Source organism: Streptomyces sp. NPDC013457 (assembly GCF_043089925.1).
Lineage (GTDB): Bacteria > Actinomycetota > Actinomycetes > Streptomycetales > Streptomycetaceae > Streptomyces.
On the sequence record NZ_JBICBL010000025.1, the window covers coordinates 1 to 17,803 of the forward strand.

At 55.0% G+C, this 17,803-nt stretch carries 13 protein-coding genes; 9 read left to right on the top strand and 4 right to left on the bottom strand.

What is annotated here, in order from left to right; translation table 11 throughout:
• Positions 1–332: 332 nt before the first annotated feature.
• Entirely contained in the window at positions 333–2,906 is a 2,574-nt protein-coding gene (locus tag ACF1G2_RS35755) for a hypothetical protein (RefSeq protein WP_146051507.1), read from the bottom strand.
• 20 nt (positions 2,907–2,926) lie between these two features.
• Positions 2,927–5,983, bottom strand: a complete 3,057-nt coding sequence (locus ACF1G2_RS35760; protein WP_391802334.1) for an amino acid adenylation domain-containing protein — start codon at positions 5,981–5,983, stop codon at positions 2,927–2,929.
• A gap of 228 nt (positions 5,984–6,211) precedes the next feature.
• Here ACF1G2_RS35760 and ACF1G2_RS35765 point away from each other — a divergent pair, with 228 nt between their 5' ends.
• The 8 genes from ACF1G2_RS35765 to ACF1G2_RS35800 are packed head-to-tail and all read left to right on the top strand — an operon-like array spanning position 6,212 to position 15,539.
• Entirely contained in the window at positions 6,212–7,609 is a 1,398-nt protein-coding gene (locus tag ACF1G2_RS35765; RefSeq protein ID WP_032903864.1) for an MATE family efflux transporter, read from the top strand.
• Between the two features lie 5 nt (positions 7,610–7,614).
• Positions 7,615–8,796, top strand: a complete 1,182-nt coding sequence (locus ACF1G2_RS35770; RefSeq protein ID WP_050587250.1) for a hypothetical protein — start codon at positions 7,615–7,617, stop codon at positions 8,794–8,796.
• Positions 8,789–9,595: a sugar phosphate isomerase/epimerase gene (locus ACF1G2_RS35775; protein ID WP_050587249.1), complete on the top strand. Its 807-nt coding sequence runs from the start codon at positions 8,789–8,791 to the stop codon at positions 9,593–9,595. The genes ACF1G2_RS35770 and ACF1G2_RS35775 overlap by 8 nt, the downstream gene beginning before the upstream one ends.
• A 19-nt stretch (positions 9,596–9,614) precedes the next feature.
• Positions 9,615–10,958 (top strand): amidase family protein, encoded by a 1,344-nt coding sequence (locus tag ACF1G2_RS35780; RefSeq protein ID WP_050587248.1) that lies wholly within the window; start codon positions 9,615–9,617, stop codon positions 10,956–10,958.
• 55 nt (positions 10,959–11,013) lie between these two features.
• Positions 11,014–11,760, top strand: a complete 747-nt coding sequence (locus ACF1G2_RS35785) for a radical SAM/SPASM domain-containing protein (protein ID WP_081036852.1) — start codon at positions 11,014–11,016, stop codon at positions 11,758–11,760.
• 45 nt (positions 11,761–11,805) lie between these two features.
• Positions 11,806–13,125 carry a DegT/DnrJ/EryC1/StrS aminotransferase family protein gene (locus ACF1G2_RS35790; RefSeq protein ID WP_081036851.1) on the top strand — a complete coding sequence of 440 codons (1,320 nt, stop codon included), beginning with the start codon at positions 11,806–11,808 and terminating at the stop codon, positions 13,123–13,125.
• Between the two features lie 24 nt (positions 13,126–13,149).
• Entirely contained in the window at positions 13,150–14,814 is a 1,665-nt protein-coding gene (locus tag ACF1G2_RS35795) for an FAD/NAD(P)-binding protein (RefSeq protein ID WP_391802335.1), read from the top strand.
• On the top strand, positions 14,811–15,539 hold the full coding sequence (locus ACF1G2_RS35800; RefSeq protein WP_032903862.1) for an SDR family NAD(P)-dependent oxidoreductase: 729 nt from the start codon (positions 14,811–14,813) through the stop codon (positions 15,537–15,539). The genes ACF1G2_RS35795 and ACF1G2_RS35800 overlap by 4 nt, the downstream gene beginning before the upstream one ends.
• A gap of 9 nt (positions 15,540–15,548) precedes the next feature.
• Here ACF1G2_RS35800 and ACF1G2_RS35805 read toward each other — a convergent pair whose 3' ends face one another.
• Complete coding sequence (locus ACF1G2_RS35805) at positions 15,549–16,232, bottom strand: peptidase E (RefSeq protein ID WP_032903861.1); 684 nt, start codon at positions 16,230–16,232, stop codon at positions 15,549–15,551.
• A gap of 437 nt (positions 16,233–16,669) precedes the next feature.
• Between ACF1G2_RS35805 and ACF1G2_RS35810 the strand changes: the two genes are divergently transcribed.
• Complete coding sequence (locus ACF1G2_RS35810; RefSeq protein WP_133244101.1) at positions 16,670–17,380, top strand: LuxR C-terminal-related transcriptional regulator; 711 nt, start codon at positions 16,670–16,672, stop codon at positions 17,378–17,380.
• A gap of 37 nt (positions 17,381–17,417) precedes the next feature.
• Here ACF1G2_RS35810 and ACF1G2_RS35815 read toward each other — a convergent pair.
• Positions 17,418–17,803: helix-turn-helix domain-containing protein (locus tag ACF1G2_RS35815; RefSeq protein ID WP_391802336.1), on the bottom strand; the 386-nt coding region annotated here is incomplete at its 5' end.

A 17,803-nucleotide genomic window follows, 5' to 3' on the forward strand; every position in this document is an offset into this window, starting at 1 on the left:
AGGGCGGCGATGGGGGCGAACAGGATAACGCTATAGCCACGGTAGGCGGCCAGCATCAGCAGCGCGAGCGCGGCCAGGGCAATGATCACACTCATGGTGTGTCTCCATCGGATTGTTATTGTTGTGGGGTAACACTGGGAAACGCTATAGCTAAATGCGTGCCAAGCGTATAACTGTTTGAAAAATAACGATTTAATGGATGTTAATTCAGGCGCTGTCTCCATTGTGAGACTGTGTGCTGGCGGGGTGTGATCAAACCAACTCGATTTCCAAAGCACGCGCTGCGGCGCCGTCTGTGACAACGCACAGTCTCTTTTATGAGGCTTTAGTCTCTAGATAGAGAGTTTTTGCGTTTGCGCCGTAGATCGCCATAGCGGATAGACGTCAGACAGGTAGATGGGGGTGCGGTAGTAAGTATAAAGGTGAAAAGGGTGGTCAAGCGTCAATGGCTCAGTGTGTGCCAAGCGTCGCGCCAGGGCAGCACGCAACTCTGGGCGATTGGAGTTAGAGTTCCAGAGGCCGTTCTGGTGTGCAACGCACACCATGGCGTAGGCATTTTCGGCAGCAAGGTCAGTGGCGCAGGCGATGATGCAATCGAGGAGTTCATCGACGAGTGCGTTGGTCGCGTAATGCTTGATCGGGTTGATGCCGCGAATCAGCAGAGCAGGCTCGTTGCCAATGGTCAGGGTATACAGTTGTACATTGCCCACCAGGCGCCCCCGTCGCTCGCTGAAAATATTCAGGTGAAAGTGATCGTCTCTTTCGAACAGCCCGCGGTTGATGTCGGTACAGATACCCGTCGTTGATTTGGCAAAAAAAGACGCTGCATTTTTTGAAAGATAAATTCGGAGGCGGTCATAAGGCTTGCGCTCTTGATTGATGAAATAGCGATAGCCTTGCAAATGCGGTACGAAGCCTCGGTTGAATCGTTTCAAGCCTGCACGCTCTACGTGCCCGCAATGATCCCGTAACTCGCACAGCGTTTGTTGCAGATCACTGATGCCGGCGGTAATTGGCCTGAACAGGGTATAGATCGTCTCTGCGAGCGACGGTTGGGTATCACCTTCATTCCCCGTCGACGAGGGCAATAGCGGATGGTTGCCCAATACGCGCTGGCTGGCTTTTAGATTGTTCAGGTACAGCTCATTTACGAGGGACGAAGGGTCGTCGCAGTCCAGGCATCGTGACAGCCAGTAAGGCGTAGTCAGACCATGTTTCACCGCGTTTTCGAGTTTTTTGGTCTGTGCGATGGCGGCGATTGCGTCAGCGGGGGACATCGCGCCCAGGGTCGTCAGTAAAGTGGCGAGTTCAGTCGGGGTTCTGGCAATTACACTGCGCAGAAGTGTGCGAAGGCGCCCCAGGGTATCTTTGTCGCGTATGTGTTCAAACAGGCTTCCCAGTGCGTCAATTGCGCCGGGGTGGATAAACACGAGCTGGCGAACGTCCGTCAGGATTCTTTGATCGACGAATACCGCCAGTAGACGATCACGGTGGGCGTTGCTGTCAAGCAGGCGCTTGGCTGATGGGTTGCCCAGTACGGTCCACAGCAATTGGAACAATTCCACAGGGCAAGCGGGGCCGCTGGAGTCTGGATGCAGTTGTGCCTGGAGCGAGAGAAAGCGTTGCGCCATGCCCGGGTCGATACCGTAGTGATCCAGGGCCGGTTCCATGTAGCGCAACGCTGCCTGGGCTGAGGTGCGGGCAGTTGCAATGTGCTGCGAGGGGTTGAACCCCTGCAGGGATTGCTCGACCAACAGCATCTGGTGTTCGGATTCCAGTTTTGAATATGCCTCATAGGACTCGGCGTGTTCGGGCTGGGAGCCCGGCTGAAGCTCTTGTGCGAGTACTTTGCCTCGTTTGGGCGGACAGGCCGCCTCCAGGTTCTGCCTGAGTGCGTCCAGTGACACGCTCAAGGTTGAAGCCATGTCGTCCAAGGGGGGCAGGGCACTCTTGAGGCGTCTGCGCATGGCGATCCGTTGTCCTGCAGCCCATTGCCCAGAGGGTTCGAGGGATTGCCGGTCGCCAGTGTGGCCTGTGATGTGCATCGAAGGCTGGGTCTGCAGCATCAGTGCAGGCCAGTGTGGCCGGGCCGCATCCAGTCGCCAAGGCGTGTCGGGGGCGAGCAACTCCACGACCTGCCGGGCGATGGCGCTCAATATCCCTTCATAGCCGTCAGGACCGCATTGGTGATGAGCAATCACAACGTGTAGCAGGTCAGGCAGGTTGCCGGCGCCGTCGATAAAGAAGTAGAACCGCTGGGTGCCAAACATTAATTGTTCGGTCGTATAGGCACTGAACAACGGCGAATCACATTCGCTGCTGTCGCAGAGGGCGACCAACTCGCGAACCCGTTGCTGTTCATGAAAGCCCAGTGACGCGGGCGGTGGCAGTTGCACAAAACCCTGGCGTTCCAGGTGCAGCTTGATCAGTGCAACGAGTTGACTGTTCTGGTGCCGGCGATGCCGGTGAAAGTGATGGTTTTTTGCTTTCGAGCTCGGCACGAAGTCGATTTTTTGCGCTGGCAAAAGAATCGAAAATTGCTCCAGAACCACCTCGTACTGATTCGGATGAGTTCGCGGGTCGACGCTCTCCTTGAGCACATCCGGTCTGATTCTCAAGCGGCCACTGACTGAAATGATGTCTGCCTGGCGAATCTGCGCCGTGGCATCCCGCAGCGCCGCATCCAGGACAATCACTTGTAATGAAAAATAGTGGCTGGCCACGCGCAAGAAGGTCATGCCGCCCAGCTGCCGTACCGCTTCGCAGCGCCCATTAAGGGAAATGACCCGGTCTTTATGCTCAGGCAGCTCATCCGGGTATAAAACCAGCGAAGCGTCAGGTCTGTCAGCGGTTTCAGTAAAGTGGCCCATTACAATGATCGTCCCTGTAAAAAGGTGCATCGACACGGCGACAGTGCCGGTTGCCACTAGGCGATGGTCAGCAATTGATCCAATGCTTGGTGGAAATCCGCCAACAACGCCTGGGCATTCACCTGCGAGATCCCATCGCGGTAATAGGACAGACTGCCGATCAGCCCGCTGTCGGTGCGCACCGTGTTAAGGGACACATCGGTCTTGATGCCTGTGGACGGCACGCCGATCCCCCGCAACGGCGCGTCACCCAATTGGCGCTGCCTTGACGGGTAGTTATGGTGGTTGTACCAGTAGGGAAACCGGGACCCATAGGCACTGGAGCGTGGTGAGCAGTTGGCTTCAAATAAGTGTGGAGGCAACAACGCATGGCCGTAGGCATCGAGCACGCAGTGATTGATCTGCTCAAGAAGGTGCAGGGAAGGTGACCAGTGGCTAAGCTTGGGTCTGATCACCATGGGATGAACGAAGTACCCCACCACCGATTCAAGGGCCGCATCGATCCGATTGGCGACTGGTGAGCGCACATACAGATCCTCGGTGTCGGTGTTTCGGGCCAGTGCCACCAGGAATGCGCTCAGGATGATGGTGTACAGGCTGAATCCGCTGCGATTGCACAGGCGTTCTATAGCGGCGTACTGCGCATCCAGGTTCAATGGGATGACCGCGCTGCGAAACGTAAACGCGTCCGGTCGCTGGCCCGCTCCGCGCAAGGCAAAAGGTTCGGGTAAATGTTCGAGTGCCTGTCGCCAGAAATCCAGATGCTTGTCCAGCAACTTCTCGGTAAAGCGTTGATGCTGGGCATCCGTATAGTCTGAGTAGCTGAGGCAATGCACGATCTGCTCAGGTGCGACGCTGCCCATGGGTGCCTGATAGTGTGCGCATAGCTGGTCCATCAGCACCGCGCCTGACCAGCCATCGAAGGCAATGTGGTGAGCAGTGATAATCAGCACATCATTGGCCTCAGGGCACTGAATATAAGTGGCCCGGATCAACGGGGGGCTGCTCAAGTCGAAGGCGGTCAGTGAAGCTTGCACCACTAGGTCTGTAACGGTGTCGTCGGACTGGTTTTGCGGCTCAAGGTTGATGACGTGAAACGGCAATGGGAAATCATCGATAACGTGCTGCGTGCGACGCCACTGGCCGTGTGTGTTTAGCGTGAAGCTGCAGCGCAGTGCCGGTTGCTGTGCCAGTACCGTAGCAAATGCCTCGCGCACCCTGATCGCTGAACAAGTGCCCTTAATGTAGAACGCCAGCACTACATTTTCCAAGTAGGCCGGGGTTTGCGCGGGTTTATCCAGTATCTCCAACTGAGCCAGCCCGGGCGTCTGTTCACCCACTCGTCGGCGCCAGGCATAAGCGTCGAGCAACATAGCGTTTTCAGCGCCATGGCTGGCACCTTCGCCGAGTAGCGTCACTTGTTGAGCCAGAACCGGATGATCGAAAATATCCTTGGGGCTCAGATAGACGTTGAACAGGTTCGCAATCCTGCCCAGCAGCATCATCACCGAGAGGGAGGTCGCCCCGCGTTCAAAAAAGTGGCTGTCAGAGGAAATCGTTTGCTGATTGAGTACTTCCGTCCAGATGGACTGCAATTGCACGGCCGTCGAGGTTTGCGCGTCGATTTCGGTGGGGCCGGTATCCGGTTGAAAAGCCAGTTCACGCAAAGTGTTATGGTTGATTTTGCCATTGGGCAACAGTGGCAGTTCGCTCAGTGCCTGGATTCGGCTGGGGTGCATATAGGACGGGAGCTGAAGGGAGAGGGCCTGCCTGATGCGTTGCTCAACGGCGTGTGTATCCGTATCGCCCTGTGGCACAAACGCCACGCAAATCTGTTTTTCTGCGCTGACGAGCGTATCAATGTAGGCGGCGGCGCTGTGCACGCCGGGCGTCTGCTGCACGATTTCCTCTATAGCCAGAAGCTCTACTCGGTGCCCGTTGATTTTGTACTGGCTATCGCGACGTCCCAGGTAGTGAAGATCGCCTGTGGTGGAAAAAAAGCCAATATCGCCCGTTTTGTAAGTTCGCAGAGCGTGTCCATCGAGGTTAAGCGATGTAAAGCGCAGCTCATTTTCATGAGGGCTGTTGACGTAGCCAATGGCGACACCCGGTCCCGCAATGACTATTTCGCCTTCTTGATGCGGTAGAGCAACAGGTTTCCCCTGCTCATCCAGCAGGTATACCTGCATACCGCGAATGGGCTGGCCGATGGGGGCAGGCAACGCCCTGTCGGCATCTGGGTTCACCCGCCAGAAGGTCGCGTCTATAGTGGTCTCGGTAGGCCCATACAGGTTGACCAACGGGGTGCGGGTTTTCGCCAGGAACAGGTCCGCCAACTCCCAGGTCAATGACTCACCACCACAAAATACCAGCCGGCAGGGGATGTGTTCGAATTGCCTCAGCCTCACCAGCTCGCGCAGCAGTGTAGGTACAAACTGGGCGATGGTTATATGTTCTCTCTGCAGTGTCAGCAAAATCCCCAGCGGATGCTTGGCATAAGCTGCGGGGAGCATGACGGTACATGCGCCGGCCGCCAGCCCCGTCCATAGCTCCCAGACCGACGCATCAAACGCTATCGAAGTGCGTTGCAAGATGATGTCAGCCTCGTTGACAGCGAACGCTTCTATGAACCAATGCGTATGGTTCAATAACGCGCCGTGGCTGATCAGTACGCCTTTGGGGGCGCCGGTGGAGCCAGAGGTGTAAATACAGTAGGCGCACGTACTGGGTCGTGGCCCGCTGATGTTTTTACGAGGGTAGGCTTGGCTGAAAATTGTGTGTGGGTTGACGGTCATGGCGCAAAAGCCCTGACGAGGGAATGACTCTGCATCGCTGAAAATACATTCAACCCCGGCGTTATCCAGAATGTTTTTGATTCTGTGCTCAGGGTTGTCGATGTCAATGGGTAGATAGGCACAGCCATGCTTCATTATCCCCAGGCAGACAGCCATTAGCTGGACGGTTCTTTCCATGGCGACTGCAACAATAGCATTGCGTGGAACGTCGTTATGCTCCAGGTAACCGGCAATCAGATCTGCCTGCTGGTCCAACTGTCGATAGGTCAAGTGCTGCGCACCGCATTTGACGGCGATACGATCAGGCGTGGAGTTCACGTGATATAAGATCATGTCTAATATACTGTCGTAAGTGCCATGATTCATATCAACTTTCTCCTAGGGTAGATAATAGCCGGTAGCATGATATTTATCCTGCTGAATAGGCTCTCGCCCTGCAACTACCAAGTTTGGTAGTTGCGCTGACTTCGTTGCGAAGTATGCTTTGTCCATTAGCGCCGCAGCACGGCAGTTTAAGCTGGCGCGGCCTCACTAGAGTGATAAACCATGTTTGCAAGTTATCTGGGCGTTGCCAAAAGCATCTCTTATATGTCAGTGCCCATTGCCGTCGGCATCGTTATCCAATCGTTATATTTGCTTATCGATTTGTTCTTTGTCAGCCACTTGGGGGCAAATGCAGTCGCAGGCGTCACGTCGACTGCCACTGCCGCGCTGCTCACCGGCATGCTTGGGCAACTCTTGGGTATCGGGGCGGTCGCGTTGATTGGTCAGGCACTGGGGGCCGGCCAATTTGCACTGGCGCGACGGATCTTTGTCCATGCGGGCCTGATGGCTGTTCTTTGCAGTTGCGCTGTGGTCGCTGCCGGATACATGGGCGGGGCTCACATGCTTTCCAGGTTGGCCTCGGGCGCGGCGGCCCAAGAGCTTGGCGAGTCCTACTTGAACGGGTACATACCAGGATTGGCCCTGCAGATAGTCATGACTGTCGCGACTTTCGGGTTACGTGCCGCCGGCGAACCCTATGGGCCTTTGATCGCTCAATGTGTTTCGGTCCCCATCAATCTTGTCCTGGCGCCTTTGTTGATTTTCGGCGTGCCGGGTGTCAATGGCTTGGGCACCTTCGGCGCCGGCCTGGCTACAACGGTCGCCACCGGGGTTGCTGTGTTGATAATTCTTCGCAGAGCATTTGATCGCTACCGTCAGTTTGCCCAACCACCAATGGCGTTTCGGTGGGAATACTCGACTGCCAGAAGGATCTTTTCAGTCGGGCTGCCTGCCGGTCTGGAAACCCTCGTTATTTATATGTACACCGCGCTGATGTATTGGGCCGCTGCAAAGTTAGGTGCGCCTGTGCAAGCGGCGATCGGTATAAGCCTGATGCTCATCCAGGCACTTTTTATTCCGTCTGTTTCCGTGGCGCACGGTTGCGTGCCAGTCGCTGCGTACTATATCGGCGCGGGTAACAGGCGAAAGGTCAAAGAAATATACGTTGTCGCATTCGCGCTGGTGACCAGCGTGATGGGCTGCCTGACGTGGGTATGTAACCTATGGGGACATAGCCTGGTGTCGTTTTTTTCCAGCGACCTTCAGGTTCTCGATGACGCAACTTATGTGCTGGCGTGCCTGGCCTTGAATTTCGTCACATCGGGATTAAGCCATATCAATAGTTCCATATTGCAAGCGGCCGGGCGAACCATCTGGTCGCTGCTGGCGATTTGCACGCGTTTGGCAATATTCATCGTGCCGTTGTATCTGCTGATCGACGCTGGCCAAGTGACCTTGCAGCGTTTGTGCCTGTTATCCAATCTGGCGTTTTTGTCCCAGGCACTGGTCAGCAGTTACGCGGCCTACCTTGTTATTAAACATCCTGTTTTCACAGCATCAGTGCCTGAGGCGGCTACTTCACGAGGGTTTGATTCGTTGTTAATGAACAAGGAGCAATAGAACTCATGAGCAACTCAACAAACTTTGAAAACAGATGGCATTCAGCGTCTGAACTAAAGCAATTCGAAAATCGCTACGCGATCAGCTCAACACTCTTGAGAGAGTACAAGATTTTTTTATCGTGTGATGTCATGTTCGACTCATCTGAGTTACTCGGATCACTCATTGATACACGCTGCGCCATGGTGATTTATACGCCAACTGTAAATGCATTATATGGCGAGGCCATTCGTCGAAAGTTTTCCCAGCTCGAGTGCGGCGAGCGGGTGTGTTTTTTCGAACTTGCCGTTACCGAGGAAAATAAAGATATCACTATGTCGCTCGAGGTCTGTCGATTAGCCAAACAGATCAATTTGCCCCGCCATGGCCAGATTATCGCAATTGGCGGCGGCGTATGCCTGGATATTGTCGGCTTTGCCGCGTCCATTTACAGGCGTGGGGTCAGGTGCATAAAAATACCGACGACATTCATTGGCATGATTGACGCAGCAGTCGGCATCAAGAACGGCATTAACTATGAAGGGAAAAAAAGTGTCCTCGGTTCGTTTTATCCGGCGGAGTACACCATTGTGTGTCCCAGCTTTTTAAAAACGCTAGCGGTAGAGCATTTGAAAGCAGGGTTTGCCGAAGCGATCAAGATAGCCGTCATCAAGGATCCAGTACTGTTCCGGCAGTTGGTCAACGTCTCAACGACCCTGCATGAGGAAAAGCTTCAGGGCGGTGTGGGCTGGGACGCGATTGATCGGTCGGTAGCGGGCATGCTGACGGAGCTGTCGGAGAATCTGTATGAGCTTGACAGCTATCAGCGCTATGTCGACTTCGGCCACACATTCAGCCCTCATATCGAGGCAGCGACTGCCTATAAAATCAGCCATGGTGAAGCGGTCGCAATCGATATTGCGTTGTCGGCTGTCATCAGTGCCCAACGCTCGATACTTGCCTGGCAAACCTGCGATCTGATCGTCAATACCCTTAAGAGCGTAGGGCTGCGCGTCAGCGTCCCGGCTGAAGTGAATACCCCGGCACTTTATGATTCCCTGGCCGCGGTGGTTGCCCATCGTGCTGGTGCGCTGAATCTGGTTATTCCCGTCGCGATTGGCGCGGTCGGCTACTTGGAGCAGTGGCAAGAGCTGACGTTTGAGCAACTGCAACAGGCTGTCACTTACCTGGCTGTCAATAATGACTGATCTGGGCTGCGCAACCTGGAGTTTGCCCCAATCCTGCCAGCCTGCTGTGTTGCCCCAACAACTGGTGCTGCATGCTGGCGTTCAGACATTGGCGCAACTGCGTCTTTTGAGGGCATGTCCAGTCAATAATGAACAAGCCCTGAATGTAGGCCTGGGTGGCTACAGCGGTAGCCATAAAGTCAGTGCCATCGGCTTGAACCTGGTTGAGGCGTTCGGACTGAACGAGCAGGGCGCACGCAGGTTTCAAACCGAGTTTTTTGAAAGTGCCGTGCATATTGTCAAGCAAGCGGCGTTTCTGGAAGTGCCTGCCGTTTATATTCCCAGCTTCAACAAAAATGAAATAGTGCAGGCGAGTGACTTCGCCGCGACCGCTACGTTTTTCCGGCGACTGTGCCGCGCCGTTCGGGGACTGCCGGTGATGATCGCCAGCGAAAACAGTCTGTCCGCGGGGCATCAATCAGCACTAGTGCATCAGGTAGATGAACCAAACTTCAGAATCTTGCTGGATATCTTCAACCCGTTGCGTTGGGGACATTCGGTTGAAGAAATTCTTTGTTCAGTCCATCCCTATCTGCTTGATCAAGTGCATGTGAAGGACGGTATCTTGCCAGCGTATGACAATGTTCCCCTTGGGCGGGGTGAGGGCAATGTCGCAGGAATTATCGACACTATTGAACGTCTTGGATTTTGCAATACCTACATTCTGGAAAATAACTACTCCTTGCTGTCCATTGCTGGATTGAATGCGGACATCGCGTTTGTGCGCTCGCGTTTATCTGGTGTGCAAAGAACACCGTAACCGGGGTGAAAGACAAGAGATGTTTGAACAAAAGAAACTGCGTCAGCTGTTAGAACACTCAACGCCAATGGCCAGGGTTTCATCTTGCCTGTCTGTCGACTGGGAGGACCGCTATTGCGTGTTCGTCAATCGCTTGGCCGCTGCGCCGCAAGGCCAGACGTCCCGCCCAAATTCGTCAGCTCCCGGGAGCGGGCCACTGGCCGGCGTAGGGTTTGTTGTCAAAGATAGCATTGACGTTCTTGGGTTTGCGACAACCAACGGCACCGCGGCTCTGAACAACAATTATCCGACGTCTGATCATCAACTGGTCGCTCGTCTTAGATCCATGGGCGGCATCTGTGTCGGTAAAGCCAACCTCGATGAAATGAGCTATGGCTGGGCGTCAGACAACGCCTATTACGGGCAGGTGATCAACCCGACCTTTCCCGAGCATTCTCCCGGCGGCAGCAGCGGTGGATGTGCTGCCGCAGTGGCGGGCGGTGCTGCCTGTTTCGCGGTGGGCGAAGATACCGTGGGGTCTGTACGGATTCCCGCGGCGTTCTGTGGGCTCAGCGCATATAGAGCGCTTTGCGCGCAGCCGGCCAGCCATGAGGTTTGTCCGTTAACGTCCTCTGGCTACGATCAATTAGGCCTGATTGCCCCCTCGATCGATGATATCTCCAAGCTGGAAAGCCTTATTCATGACTATGAAGAGTTGCCCGTCTTAGCGCCTGGGGAACTTTCTATTGCTGTCGCCGCCAATTTCTCGCTGTCGGCGCTGGCGCCAGAGGTTGAAGCCAGTATGCATGACGCGATCTTCAAGCTTGCCGGCGCCGGCGCCACGTTGGTGATGCATGAGGTGCCAGACTCATTCGGCTCGGCCGCCTGCGCATTAACCACGATTGTTAACTACGAATTTTTACCCGCGTTCAATAGTTATCTGGAGAGCCGGGCAGGTGAACCTGCGACGCTGGAACGACTGCTCGACCACCGACACACCCTGGCCGCCCGCCGCATCAGATCATTGGCACTCCCAACGGGTAGACCAGTACAAGCGGTATATGAGCGTGCCCGGCTCACTGCAAATCAAATAAAACAGGATGTGGTTGATTATTTCCAGCAGACCCAGTGCCAAGTGCTCATCCATCCTACAGTCGCAATCAATGTGGCCACGTCGGACATTCACAGTCACGCGTCGACAGACCCTCTTGCGCTAGCCCGGCATGTATCGGTCGCCACCTGTGCCCGGACCATTGCGATGAACTTTTCCATGACCAGTCCGAAAGGGCTGCCGGTCGGCATTGAAATGTTATGCGCGCCGACAATTGATTCAAAACAGGCACTGGCAATCTGCCGCACTATCGAAACTATCGTTAAAGACTGAACCAGCACGAGGGACAGTAGTAAGCCCTGTCATCCACGTTACGAGGCGAAGTTTTATGAGACTTTTAAATGTTGAAATTGAAATAAATTCGCGGTGTAACCGTAAATGCAGCTATTGCCCTGTATCGATTATGCCGTTTCCGCAAGTGCCACGCTTGATTCAAGAGCACGTGCTATCTGCCTTTATCGAGCGGCTGGTTGAAATAGACTTTGATGGCCGGATCTCATTTCATTTCTACAATGAACCGTTAATCCATAAAGGACTGGAAGAGATCATCCGTCGTATTTTGGCGGCAGTGCCAAAATGCCGTCCTGTATTGTTTACCAATGGAGACCTGCTGACCCAGCACCGCTATGACTCGTTGATCGAAGCTGGCCTGCAAATGATCGTTATCACCTCCCACAGCGGTAAATCCCACCCGCCCCGGCCCAAACAGGTTGTTCAGTTTTCAGACGATCTGGTGCTGACCAATCGCGGTGGAACCATGGAAGACCTGCCCAAGGCCACCGGCGAGGACGTTTCGCAGCGCTGCTTTGCGCCGACAGAGATGCTAATCGTTACCATCACCGGCGACGTGGTCCTTTGCTATGAGGACGCTCATCGCAGCCATGTCATGGGCAATATCTGCGAGCAATCCATTACCCAGATTTGGAATAGCCACGATTACTCGCGCATCCGCGCAGCGTTGGAAGCCGGCAATCGTCAAGGCGCCTGTGAAATGTGCACGCACTGTACAAACCGCGCGCATACCACGGTGGGTATGTCAGACCGATCCGAACCTTTTTGGGACCTAATTTCCTGAGCACTTGCTCGCAACCAGGCACTTTTCAGTCAACAGGTAAAACCCATGAATATTCACATCGACGCAACGAGCCGTTCTCTCCACACTCCGGCAGGGGCGACTGTTAGCTGGCCTAAATGGCCTTCACACGACAGTGACACGCTGAAGATCGTCAGTGAGGTTCTGGAATCGACACGGTGGACAATCAGTGGCGCCTACACAGGGCAGGAGGCGTACGAACGACGCTTTGCCCGAGCGTTTGCCGACTACTGCGGCACGTTGTATTGCACACCTGTCACCAGCGGCACCTCCGCGCTCACCATTTCGCTGCTGGCGCTTGAGGTCGGGGCGGGGGATGAAGTCCTCGTGCCTGGATTGACCTGGGTCGCTTGCGCCTCCGCCACCTGCAGCGTTGGTGCGGTGCCGGTGTTGGTCGATATTGATCCGATGTCCCTGTCGATGTCGCCGCAAGCCGCCCAGGCGCGGATCAACGCCAAGACCAAGGCGATCCTGCTGGTGCATCCTTATTGCCGAACAGCGGACATCGATGCCTTCCTGGACATTTCCGAGCGCTACGCCATTCCATTGATCGAGGATTGCTCTCAAGCCCACGGTGCAATGTGGCGTGGCCGCAAGGTCGGATCGTTTGGTGCGTTGGGCTGTTTCAGTATGCAACAAGCCAAGGTGCTGACCTCGGGCGAGGGCGGTGCAGTGGTGACCTCGGACCCTGTGCTGGCAGAAAAGCTTGAGCAGTTGAGGGCCGACGGGCGGCTATTTTCCGGTACGCCTGTGGAGAGTCGCTTGGAGCTGGTCGAACGGGGTGCGGTACAAGGACAGAACTTTTGCCTGACGGAGTTTCAGTCGGCCATATTGCTGGACAGGTTGCAGCATCTGGACCAGCAGAATACGCAACGTGAAGCATGCGCAGAAACCTTGCGAGCGTTGTTCGAAGGAGAGGAGGACTTCATTACCTTCCTGCGCCGTGATCCACGCAATACGCGCTGTACCTATTACAACCTGGTGATGAAAGTTGGCCTGGAAAAATATTTCCCGGGCTGCACGATCGATGCCCTCGCCCTTGCCATGACCCAAGCGTTGAATGTTCAGGTAAGCCCGCTTTATCAACCAATGAATTCGTTCAGGCTGTACAACCCGCTATCAAGTCCGAGAATCAAAAACTTTTCCAACAGGCTTGATTTCGAGCCCGCGCGCTATCCATTGCCCCAGGCTGAGTCCGCCCGGCTGGATCACATCACCCTGCCGAACTGGGTCTTGCTTGGCGGCGCCGACTCAGCGCACCGCATCGCGATGGCTCTCAGGGACCTGGCCGCGCAGCCGCACAAGGTGCTCGCCGCTCGGCAGGCTCCGACGGCTGACGCTTTTTAAATTACACCCAAGAGGGTATAGGTCATGAAGACCGTGAGCGTCACCATTGTCGGGTTCGGACCCCGTGGGCTTTGCGTGCTGGAGCGTATCCTGTCGCTGGCGGCGCGACGCCCGCAGCAGCAGGTTCAAATTGTGATTGTGAACAAAGGGCTACCGGGCCAGGGGGTACATGGCCAGACGCTGTCCGACAGGTTCTTGCTCAATACGGTGGCGGGCTTGTTGACCCTGATCCCAGGCGACGAATTCCAACCGTCATTGGTCAAAGACATGTTCGCGGATTTTCTGCCCTGGTTGAAACAGCAGGGCGTAGCGGCGCAAAGTGGCGCCTATGTGCCACGACGCTGGTTTGGTGCCTACTGTCACGCGCTGTACCAGTTGTTGTTGGAGCATTGCCCGGGCAATTGCCAAGTCGAATATGTCGATGACGAGGCCGTCGATATACAACAGGATGGCCCGCAAGAGATCACTCGTCTGCTGAGTGATCGCAGCATTGTCAGCGACTACGTGGTCATTGCCGTCGGCCATTTGCTGCCGGTTGCCAATTGCGCCGAAACGATCACGGACATCTACCAGGCCGGGCTTGATCGCCAGGACATACCGGCCGGTTGCACCGTCGGAATCCAGGGGTTTGGCTTGACGGCCATGGATGCGATCGCTGAGTTGACCCGAGGCAGGGGCGGTGTATTTGCCGACGGTGTTTATAAGGCAGCAGGTACCGAACCTGCCATTGTCCTTTTTTCGCGCAGCGGGTTGCCGTCGCGAGCACGACCGGTCGATGACGGACTCGCTGAGTTCGAACCCCAACTGCGCTTCGATGAGCGAGCTGCGTTGGCAATGCGCGAGCAGCATGGTTGCGGAACGATTAATTTCATGACGCAAATTTATCCCTTGCTTGCTCAGGACGTCGCACGGGTCGCACTTGAACAAGATGTACCGGCCGAAACGGCAACGGCGTTGATGAGTCGCCTGCTATGGGCTGAGCTCCCTCAGGCAAGTAGCGAAGAATATGCCGCCGGTGTTGTTCAGTTCATCACCAATGATTTGCACCAAGCCCGCCTTGGCCTGGCGGGCAGCGCGCAAAAGCGCGCCCTTGAAGTCTTGATGAGCGCCCGGGAATCGATCAGGGCCATCGTTAATCATGGGGGGCTGGCGCCATCCTCCCATAATTGGTTCTACAACCACTTTGCCTCTGCAATCAATCGCAATGTGATCGGCCCGCAGTATGATCGACAGGAAGAGTTGCTGATGTTGATCGACGCGGGGGTTGTCTCAACGCCACTGGGGCCTGCACCTGAGTTGCATTGGGTATCGGAAAAACGATGCTGGAATGTGCAGTCGACGGTATTTGCCGATCCGGTAAGCATCGACCTGGATCACCTTCTGCAAGGTTACACGGCCCAACCGACATTGAAGAACACAACCAGCGTCCTGTTCGCCGGGCTGATGGAAGGCGGGCGTGTGCACTCACGCAATGGATCTTGGCTCGCCACCCCGGGGGTTGCGGTCAGTGCCGGATCACACTGCATATCGGCCCAAGGCATAGCACAAGCACGGTTGTTCGCTACCGGCGTAATGAGTGAAGGCAGCACCTATTACAACTGGTATGTGCCCACCATCGCGAGTCAATCCAGGCCGTTCGTAGAGGCGCAAAGCATCGCCTGTGCGATATTGGGAGGTGGCGGTCTATGAGTGCAACTGAGCGTAAGATCGCCTGGGTAACGGGTGCCAGCTATGGCATTGGCCTGGTGATCGCCGATGCCTTGAGACAGGCAGGCTACGCTGTCGTGACCCTGCAGCGCAGCGGTGGTGATGTTGACTGCGATTTCTATCAGGCTGGCGATATAGGTCAGGCTTGGAGTGCGGCCGAAAAACTCTCCGGCCCCCCGGACCTGATGGTATTGAACGCTGGCGCCTGTGTTGATGACGATTTCGTCAACACCCACCTATCCACACTGGAGTCGACCTTTGCATTGAACGTCTTCAGCCCCATGTTACTTGCCCGGTTGGCTATTCGCAGCTGGCAGTCGCAGAGCAAGATGGGGCATATCATTTTCATTGGTTCCCAGGCGGCCCTGCCAGGGGCCAGGCAGACGGGCAATACCCTTTACACTGCCGCCAAAGGTGCCCTGCATGCGCTGATCGGGCCGCTGGCCTGGGAGTGTGGCCCGGCCATCAGGATTAACTGCATTGCGCCGGGTGATGTGATGACTCCGGGAGAAGAAAGGAGCCTGCAGGCGAGGTCGGACAAGACTGGAACGCAAGTGGCCGCATTGGTCGATCTGATAGCGGAAAATACGGCACTCAAACGATGGGTGAGGCCTGAAGAGGTGGCCCAGGCGGTCGTGTTTCTCGAACAATGTGGCGCAATGACCGGTACGCTGTTGAACCTGAGTGCCGGCTCTTGCATCCATTGAACGTTCCGATCACAAGCGCGTTACGTGGGGCGATTGCACGGCGATTGCATAACCGCTGCAAGTGGCGTCATTGTGAAGGGTCCTGTGATATCTACCATTTTTGAAGTGCAACGCAATGCCGTCATCGACGGCGTAGGCGGGATGAATGCGTTGGTTGCAAATCAGTTCGACAAAGGACGTTTCTCGCCCCTCTTCAGAATTGAAGTGCGGGCACAGCGCACCGGGCAGCAAGCCCAGTCCATCGATCAGCGCAAAAGCCCCCCCGGAATCCGAGTGGCCGAAATCGAACCAGCATATGGCACCCGCGCTGACGCCACACAGGACCTTGCCCTGGTCCCCGGCGGCTTTCAAAAGATCAATAACACCAAACTCGCGCCAGACCGCCAACATCGCACGGGTGTTACCACCGGCGACGTAAACGATGTCAGCCTTCTCGAACATCGATGAAATCTGCTGCGCATGAGGGAAGGGCGGGGTGAAGAATGCGAGCGGGATGACGGGGCAGCCGACCGCAGCATACTTGTTCGAGAAATCTGAGATTTTCTCCGGGTCATCGCCATTGGCGGTGGAGATATAAAGGACCACGGGCGCTGCTTTTCCGGTCAACGAAATAATGTATTCATCAATCGGTGTCATGCACTTCACATCGTCATCGGACTCGCCTCCAATGACAATAATATTTTTATTCGACATATATTCTGTCCCGCTGTTTTAAAGATATTGTGATTATGTTTACTTCGAATAGAGACTTGTCAAGTCAAGGCCGCGAATTGACTACAATTTACCATAAAAATATCGCATTTAACCATTTGGTTCATAGGCTATTTCTATATCAGATGAGCACCGTATATCGGATTCTCCATTTATTATTAATTTGCAATACAGTCTCTGCGCCGAGAGATAAGGGCTTTTGTAAGACTTTTCCCTATGATCTTGGGCGCTAGGTTTTGTCGAGAACAGCAAGAACCACTGGCGCTGCACAGCATCTACACTTATATTTCACTTGAAATGCGTTCCACGCACGACAAAGTATATGCCATGTTGTCAATGGCGTTTCCGCTTTAAACTCTAATCTTGGTAAAGACTAGGAAACTGACCAGTGTGATCACATTTAATACAGGAGGTGGAGTGTGTATGCATGGATCAGCAGTTTGAGTCAGCGATTTAAGACATGTGCGTGTGAAGAACATGCAACTGAAACCATGCAGGACGTCATCGGTGATTTGGGATTTTACTATTTTTCCTTCGCTGTTCGGTCGGCGACGCCATTCGTAAAGCCGATGACTAAAATTTCCGGGACTTATCCCTTACATTGGGTAACGCGATACCTGGACCTTCATCATTCTAGCAAGAACGAGCTTATTGCGAAGCACTCGAAATCGTCATCGCTGGTCATCTGGGATCACCGCTTACTCGCGGGCGTCGATAGGACACTGTCCGATGAGGCTGTTCGGCACGGCTTAAAGTACGGTTGCACCCTGACCTTACGTGACTTTAATAACTCATTGTTGACCTTTTCTGTGGCTAGGCCCCTGAAAGCGATCAGCGCGAGTGAAGCGCAGGAGCTGGCTTTGAAGCTCAGGGTATTGATTGAAGTTTTCAGTGAAGGGATGGACGTGAAGGAAACCGGTGAGAATAGCGCTAGGGAACCGTTGTTGACGGAACGCGAACGCCAAATATTGCAGTGGACTGCCGAAGGCAAGAGTTCGGCAGAGGTGGCAATAATCCTGAGCATTTGCGCTGATACGGTAAATTACCATTTAAATAACGTTAAAAATAAGCTCGGCGTTCCGAACAAGACCTCAGCAGTTGCCTATGGCGTTGCGCTCGGCCTGCTTTGAGCTTGAGCAGGTATGGGCATGTACTGGATGTCGTCTACTAAGATGTCATGCCCAATGCGACAATTTTTTTGTATAGCGTAGATCGACCAATCTTCAGGCGCCTGGCCGCCTCCACCACATTCCCCGCGCACGCCTGCAACGCCGCGCCAATCACCTGCCGATCAAATCGTTCCCTTGCTGCCGTATAGGTTTCGCCCTCGACCGCCGCCACCTGCCCCCGTCGCACCGGCCTGAACGTGCCAATCGCTGCGCGAATCTCTTCGGCGTTCAACACCAGGTCATCACTCAACAACGCCGCCCGCTCGAGCACATTGCGCAACTCGCGGATATTCCCCGGCCACGCATGCTGGGCCAACAACGCCAGGGCATCGCGGTCCAGTTCGTGCTGGCTGCGCAGTTCCTCGAGGATCGCCTCGCTCAATG

What these genes read in the sequence shown, in the direction of transcription:
- ACF1G2_RS35765 (WP_032903864.1), top strand. Translation starts at nt 6,212, where the DNA reads ATGTTTGCAAGTTATCTGGGCGTTGCCAAAAGCATCTCTTATATGTCA.
- ACF1G2_RS35770 (WP_050587250.1), top strand. Translation starts at nt 7,615, where the DNA reads ATGAGCAACTCAACAAACTTTGAAAACAGATGGCATTCAGCGTCTGAA.
- ACF1G2_RS35775 (WP_050587249.1), top strand. Translation starts at nt 8,789, where the DNA reads ATGACTGATCTGGGCTGCGCAACCTGGAGTTTGCCCCAATCCTGCCAG.
- ACF1G2_RS35780 (WP_050587248.1), top strand. Translation starts at nt 9,615, where the DNA reads ATGTTTGAACAAAAGAAACTGCGTCAGCTGTTAGAACACTCAACGCCA.
- ACF1G2_RS35785 (WP_081036852.1), top strand. Translation starts at nt 11,014, where the DNA reads ATGAGACTTTTAAATGTTGAAATTGAAATAAATTCGCGGTGTAACCGT.
- ACF1G2_RS35790 (WP_081036851.1), top strand. Translation starts at nt 11,806, where the DNA reads ATGAATATTCACATCGACGCAACGAGCCGTTCTCTCCACACTCCGGCA.
- ACF1G2_RS35795 (WP_391802335.1), top strand. Translation starts at nt 13,150, where the DNA reads ATGAAGACCGTGAGCGTCACCATTGTCGGGTTCGGACCCCGTGGGCTT.
- ACF1G2_RS35800 (WP_032903862.1), top strand. Translation starts at nt 14,811, where the DNA reads ATGAGTGCAACTGAGCGTAAGATCGCCTGGGTAACGGGTGCCAGCTAT.
- ACF1G2_RS35805 (WP_032903861.1), bottom strand. Translation starts at nt 16,232, where the DNA reads ATGTCGAATAAAAATATTATTGTCATTGGAGGCGAGTCCGATGACGAT.